This window comes from Mesorhizobium sp. M0106 (genome assembly GCF_040322715.1).
Taxonomy (GTDB): domain Bacteria; phylum Pseudomonadota; class Alphaproteobacteria; order Rhizobiales; family Rhizobiaceae; genus Mesorhizobium.
This window is the reverse complement of record NZ_JAMYUA010000011.1, coordinates 162,511-168,893: the sequence shown is the minus strand read 5'-3', so window position 1 is coordinate 168,893 and position 6,383 is coordinate 162,511. Positions and strand designations below refer to the sequence as shown.

4 protein-coding genes and 4 pseudogenes are annotated in these 6,383 nt (G+C 61.6%); 5 read left to right on the top strand and 3 right to left on the bottom strand.

Annotated elements, in window-relative coordinates; all coding sequences use genetic code 11:
• Positions 1-305: 305 nt before the first annotated feature.
• Positions 306-479: pseudogene (locus NKJ55_RS14045) on the bottom strand (transposase); the annotation flags it as partial.
• A gap of 83 nt (positions 480-562) precedes the next feature.
• Between NKJ55_RS14045 and NKJ55_RS14040 the strand changes: the two are divergent.
• Together NKJ55_RS14040 and NKJ55_RS14035 are read left to right on the top strand one after the other, a co-directional pair.
• Positions 563-748, top strand: a complete 186-nt coding sequence (locus NKJ55_RS14040; protein WP_352450409.1) for a hypothetical protein — start codon at positions 563-565, stop codon at positions 746-748.
• Positions 749-750: 2 nt separating this feature from the next.
• Entirely contained in the window at positions 751-981 is a 231-nt protein-coding gene (locus NKJ55_RS14035; protein WP_352450408.1) for an RNA-binding protein, read from the top strand.
• Between the two features lie 495 nt (positions 982-1,476).
• On the opposite strand, the pseudogene NKJ55_RS14030 reads toward NKJ55_RS14035, so the two are convergent.
• Positions 1,477-1,845: pseudogene (locus NKJ55_RS14030) on the bottom strand (transposase); the annotation flags it as partial.
• 58 nt (positions 1,846-1,903) lie between these two features.
• Here NKJ55_RS14030 and NKJ55_RS14025 point away from each other — a divergent pair.
• From NKJ55_RS14025 to NKJ55_RS14015, 3 genes and pseudogenes are all read left to right on the top strand, one after another.
• Positions 1,904-2,026 (top strand): annotated as a pseudogene (locus NKJ55_RS14025) (IS6 family transposase); the annotation flags it as partial.
• Positions 2,027-2,329: 303 nt separating this feature from the next.
• Positions 2,330-2,767 carry a hypothetical protein gene (locus NKJ55_RS14020; RefSeq protein ID WP_352450407.1) on the top strand — a complete coding sequence of 146 codons (438 nt, stop codon included), beginning with the start codon at positions 2,330-2,332 and terminating at the stop codon, positions 2,765-2,767.
• 91 nt (positions 2,768-2,858) lie between these two features.
• A pseudogene (locus NKJ55_RS14015) lies at positions 2,859-3,914 on the top strand (DUF3363 domain-containing protein); the annotation flags it as partial.
• 816 nt (positions 3,915-4,730) lie between these two features.
• Here NKJ55_RS14015 and groL read toward each other — a convergent pair.
• Positions 4,731-6,374, bottom strand: a complete 1,644-nt coding sequence (gene groL, locus NKJ55_RS14010) for a chaperonin GroEL (RefSeq protein ID WP_352450406.1) — start codon at positions 6,372-6,374, stop codon at positions 4,731-4,733.
• Positions 6,375-6,383: the final 9 nt, after the last annotated feature.

Sequence of the window (6,383 nt, the reverse complement as noted above, 5' to 3'; positions counted from 1 at the left end):
TAACGGCTGCGTGGCGGCACTCTCATCCTCTCGCACCACTCTTTGCCACGTGGTCGTCCGTGCCGGACAAATATAGCACAAGGAAATCTGGCGCACGACCGACGCCCTCGGTCCGCTCCAGAATGGCGCCGTGCTCGACGCCGTCTGGAAACCTCGCAGCCGGCCGTGGCGCCATCGCACCGGCCAGCCTTGACTGCGTCTCGACACGCTCGCGTGGGAAATCCTGTGGGCCGGGACGAAGAAACAGGCTCACCTGAGCCGAACAAAGAAACGCAACAGGAATCGAAAAAGTCGAAATCAGGCTTGTCGATGTCATCCGTCCTGTAGATGATGCGGCGCACGCTTTCGGGATAGGCGAAGAATGGCACGACGTTTTGCCAGTTGCGCCGCCAGCTCTGAGTGATCGCAGGATATCGCTGGCGCCAGAAGCCGGCCTCGAACTCCTCCAGCGCCTTCATGCCGGCGTCGGGTAGTGTCTCAGTTTGAAATATGCGGAAACGCCTATCGCGTTTGATCCTCTAGGCGAAAGCGCCTATGCTTAGCGCAAAGCATGGGAGCAACAATGGCCTACACTGTCATCTGGTACGGAAGACAGAGCATTGTGGACAAGGAGTTTTTCGACTCCGAGAAGGCCGCGAAAGACCATGCAATATCCATGTTCCAGACTCGAAAGGGCGACGATGGGATCGTATCCGTTGAAGTTCGCAAGGACGATGGAACTGTCGTTTTTAGCCATGCGGAGAACTAGGAATGCCTAAAGGCCAGAAGCGCCCCGCCGACGTGATCGGCAATCCCGTCCGCGTCATGCGCATTGCGACTGGCGAGGAAGCCGACGACCTGATTGACGACGGCAAAGACCCTGCCGCGAAGGCACTCGGTGCGAAGGGCGGAAAGAAGCGCGCCGAGAACATGACGCCAGAGCGGCGGGCCGAGATCGCGAAGAAGGCGGCGGAAAGTCGCTGGCGGCACCGCTCCGAATAATTTCCGGAATATTTTTCTTGATTTTGTCGTCGAAGCGTGAAGCGCGCATTGCTCGGGACGTAGAGGCGAAACTCAAAGAGCAGGAAAAATCTGTGCGCCTTCGGGAGAGAATCCCGATTGGTGGCGTTCGATTAGGCGTGGGTATCGCCGACGAAAAGCAGGTTCGCACAGGCTGGGTCCGTGTTCTCTACGAAAATGACTTTGACATGCGAGAAACCGGATCGGAAACATTCGTGGTCATGGGGTGTCCCTCGGGATTGGTCCGATGGCGATTGGGACGGCCTTATTCTTCCAAAACTAGCTGAATGGGCCAAGCTGACTTGGGGGGAGATTGACCGCCCATCCTCGGATTCCGGCCATAAGATGCATCACAACATGGACACGGCAGAGATTTGCGACGAAGCCCAATATCGAATGGTTGAAATCGAGCGTTATGCAGACGTGATTTTCCGGTTCCGCCTTGGGAACAAACGTCGGCTGTGGGGCCATCGCATAGTCCAGATGGCCGCGGATCTCGCGCACGCTCATGCCGCGTGCATACATTGACACGATCTTGGCGTCGAAATCGGGAAAGCGGCGCTGATACCTGGCGATCAGCTTCGGGTCGAAGGTTCCCGCCCGGTCGCGCGGAATCGACAGCGTCATCTTCGATGTGCCGGTCAGCACCGTCTTCGTCGAATGGCCGTTGCGTCGATTGGCGCCGCCCTCGGCGCGTTCGTCCTTGAGGTGCTCGTCAAGCTCGGCCTTCAATATCCGCTCCGACAGCGCCTTCTTCAGGTCGTCCAGCAACCCCTCCTTGGCAAACACCTCATTCGGATCGCGGCCCGCAAGCAGCTGGTCCAGAAGTTCCTTCTCGATAGCCATGTGATGATTCTCTCCTTTCCATCATCATGACCTCGCGCACAGAATTCCTGACAGTCCCGACAAACTGCGATCCTGCGGAGTAGCCAGGCGCCAGGTCATGCCGGAAGTCGTACACTGGAGCCACAAGGGCCCCAACGACCGGGCGGAGAACTCGCATCGGCCCGGCCTTCGGCGGTTTCGAAGCTCATCTGCCACTCGCTTGATCCCGCTGCCCCGGCCAGCAATGGGGCTGGGGCAGTCCAGTACAGACTCTGCCCATCGATCACCTCGATCGGCACGGACTCCAGACCGACATCGTCGAACAGCCGCGCATTTGACCGCGTTCGCAAATTAATGGCCGGATCTTTGCGAAGCCTCCGCATTTTCGTGGGGGAAGCCCTCCCAGCCTCATCGTGATTGGACTTCACGATCGGTCGGAGTCACTCTGGCCGCAGGTATAAGAAGGATATGGGTGGGCCAACTATCGTCCGAATAGGAGGCTAAAATGAAGCACCAGACGCTTGAGCAACTGCAGATCGTCGCCGAGATCGATCAGGACTACCTGCGCCAAACCATGTCGCGCAGCGAACGTCTTAAACGCTGGGCGGAGCTCCTTGAACGGAACCCTGACCGGCGCCTCTCGACGCTGCACCAGACCGAGTATCAGCCGGTTAGAGCACGCGCGGCCATGCGCGGCGACGGCTCGCCGATCGCAGTCGCTTTCGAGGATCCTGTCCTCCGCGCCGCCGGGTTGGAAAACGACAACTACGGCGAAGCGAAGCGGTTCTTCGAGCTGACCGACAGGCAATTGCATGAGATCATCTGCTATTGTCATTTCGGCGCGACGGTGAGCGCCGCAACGGCCGCCCGTCACATCCGTGCGGCGGTTGCCGGGAGACAGCCCGGCATGTTCGCTCGGATGCGTGAGGCGCTCGTCGGATAAAGCCGGCGCCGTTTCGCAGCATCATTTTTGAAGCGGCTCGCATGGAAAGCCGCCGCCGTAGCGCAGGCAAGCGCTCCCCACGCCGGGCCGGTGGGTGATCTCCGACGCAGCCGAAAGCACGTTGCGGGCGCTTGGCGAGCGCAACGACATCATCAAGACCATGCACCGGGCGCTGGAGGAGCACGGCCTCGCCCACGAGCGGGGTCCAGCGCAATATGTCATGCACCGGCAGACCATCACCGAGCCGGTCGTCGGCGGTGTGCTCGCCAAGGGTCTTGCCGGCGACGAGATGAGCGATAAGCTGTCGCTCGTCATCGATGGCGTCGACGGACGCACCCATTATGTCGAGACCGCGGATGCGGCAAAGCTGGAAGACATTCAGCGCGGCCATATCGTGGCACTCGAACCGATCCTGCCGAAGCAGGAGCCGCGTGCGGCCGACCGCAACATCAGCAGCGTAGCGGGCGAGGATGGCGTCTATCGTCCAAGCAGACACCTGGAGGCGATCCGCGAGACATTTTTGGAGCAGGGCAAGGACCCGGACGCCTTTGTCCGTTTCCATGTCCGCCGTCTCGAAGCGCTGCGCCGGACCGGCCATGTCGAGCGCATCGACGAAGACCACTGGCGCGTTCCAAATGACCTGTCCGAGCGCGGCATCGCTTACGATGGCTACAAACGCGGCAAGGACTTCTCTGTCCGCGTGCTCTGGACGCTCGATCTGGACGCGCAGATCGGCAGTGACGGCGCCACCTGGCTCGATCGGGAGCTTGTGGCTAGGAACCCCGTCTCGCTGGTCCGGTCAGGCTTTGGTCTCGACGTTGACAACGCTCTCGACAGACGGGCTGCCCAACTCGTCGCGATGGGCCATGCCGAACGCGACGCGACGAGCGGGACGATCACCTTCGCGCGCGGCCTCACCTTCGTGCCCGTCCAGCCCGGCAACCATGTCGGCGGCACGCTCCTTGGCTCGGTCCGTCTTGCCAGCGGGCGCTTTGCCATGCTGGACGATGGGCTCGGCTTTCGGCTCGTTCCCTGGCAGCCAATGCTGGAAGGGCGCATCGGCCAGCACATCACCGGCGTCGTGCAAAACAGCGGCGGCATCGACTGGAGTTTCGGCAGAAAACGCGGCCTGGGGATCGGGATGTGAGGGCCGGTCCAGCCAAACGCCGCAGGTGAGGCGAGAGCGGTAACTCTTGTCTGGCCCGCAATGAGAAGTTCGCGCCATCTGCAGATCTTCGTTGAGGACTGCGGCGATATGGGAAAGAGGATACAAAGCGGCCCTTGTGGGAGGCGTCCACGGCGTGACGGCCGGATTGAGGTGCGCGCCCGAGACGGCCCAACCGCATAAGCTAGGGCGGTTACAGCGACGCCGAAGCTGAGGCCGATGCCCAGCGACCGCGCCGGCAGCAGCCCGCCAAAGCCGCCTGTCACCACTGACGCGCAGCCGATAAAGACAAGACAGAAGGTGCCGAAAAGCTCGGCGGCGAACGCTTTCATGATCGTATCCCTTGGAATTCTGAAGCCGCACTCTTCACGACTCGAGCCGAATTCAATGCGCCGCTACGGCCATGGACCGGCGGTGTGCAGCTAGATTTCTACCCTACACGGACGGATAGAATACCAAGCGACGCGCTCGCAGGGTGGCGTCAGACGCTGTGGGGGATTTTATCGATCGAGACCCGATGATCCTGAACTTCGCGCAGGCCCGGGATATTCTCGGCCAGAACGCGCGATGCAGCCCGGTCCTCTTTGGACCGACAGGTACCCCAAAATGAACCGCCCCGACTGTCACTGTCACGTCGGAATCGCCGACCGATGACCACGGCGCAGCCCGGAGCGCCTCCAGGAGTTGATCCCGAATACTGCTGTTGTTGGCCGCGGTTCGGACGAGTGGGCTTTCTCTAGCAGTCGCCAGCGGCGATCCAGTCCGGACACTTCGGTGCTTCCGCCGCCCGCAATGCGCTCAGAAATCCATATCCATGTCGTGATGATGATGCTCGTGACCGGGAAGCTCCGGCGGCGGCGGGCCAGGCACTTCGGCCACCATGACTTCCGTTGTAAGGAGAAGGCCCGCAACCGAGGCCGCGCCCTGGAGCGCCGTTCGCACCACCTTGGCCGGGTCGATGATGCCCTTTGACACCAGATCCCCGTACACGCCCGATTGGGCATCATAGCCATAGGCGTTGTCGTCGTTTTCGAGGATCCCGGCGATGACGACCGAGCCTTCCAGGCCGGCATTGATCGCGATCTGCCGAGCCGGCCAGGTGATCGCCTTCCTGACGATCGCGATGCCGACCTGCTGGTCCTCGTTGCCGCCCTTGATCTTCTTGAGCGCCCTGCCGGCGCGCAGCAAGGCGACCCCGCCGCCCGGGAGAATGCCCTCTGCGACCGCGGCTCTTGTCGCGTTCATCGCGTCATCGATGCGATCCTTCTTCTCCCTGACCTCGACTTCGGTGGCACCGCCGACCCGGATCACGGCGACGCCACCGGCGAGCCTGGCCAGCCGCTCCTGGAGCTCCTCGCGGTCGTAATCGGAGGTGGTTTCCGCAAGCTCGAGCTTGATCTCAGCGATGCGGGCCTCGATGCTTGCACGCTTGCCGGCGCCGCCGACGATCGTGGTGTTTGCCTTGTCGATCATCACCTTCTTGGTGCACCCGAGCATATCGAGGGAAGCATGCTCCAGCTTGATGCCCAAATCCTCCGAGATCACCGTTCCGCCGGTCATCAGCGCGAGATCCTGCAGCATCGCCTTGCGGCGGTTTCCGTAGGCCGGCGCCTTCACGGCTGCAACCTTGAGAGCGCCGCGCAACTTGTTGACCACCAGCGCCGCAATCACCTCACCCTCGACATCCTCGGCGATGATGAGCAGCGGCTTGCCGGCCTGCACTACCTTCTCCAGCAGCGGCAGTATTTCGTTCAGGCTGGACAGTTTCTTCTCGCTGATGAGGACATAGGCATCCTGCATCTCGACCTGCATCTTTGCGCGATTGGTGATGAAATGGGGCGAGATATAGCCGCGGTCGAACTGCATACCCTCGACGAATTCGAGTTCGGTTTCGAGCGACGTCCCGTCCTCGACAGTGATCAGGCCGTCATTGCCGACCCTCTTCATGGCGTCGGCTAGGCAGCGGCCAATCTCCCTGTCGCCGTTGGCCGAGATGGTGCCGACTTGCGCAATCTCGACGTTCGAGGTGACCTTCGTAGCGTTGTTCTTGAGTTCCGCGACGACGGCTTCGACCGCTAGATCGATGCCGCGCTTCAGGTCCATGGGATTCATGCCAGCGGCCACCGCCTTGGCGCCCTCCCGGACGATCGCATGCGCGAGCACGACGGCGGTGGTCGTGCCGTCGCCGGCCTGATAGGAGGTTCTTGTTGCGATCTCGCGCACCATCTGGGCGCCCATATTCTCGAACTTGTTGTCGAGTTCGATTTCCCTGGCGACGGTCACGCCGTCCTTCGTGACCCGCGGCGCGCCGTGCTCCCTGCCGATCGCGACGTTGCGCCCTAGCGGGCCAAGCGTGACGCTCACCGCATTCGCCAGGGTGTCGATGCCGCGCAGCATTCTGTCGCGAGCCTCGAACGAGAACATGATTTCCTTGGCAGCCATTTCCTTGAA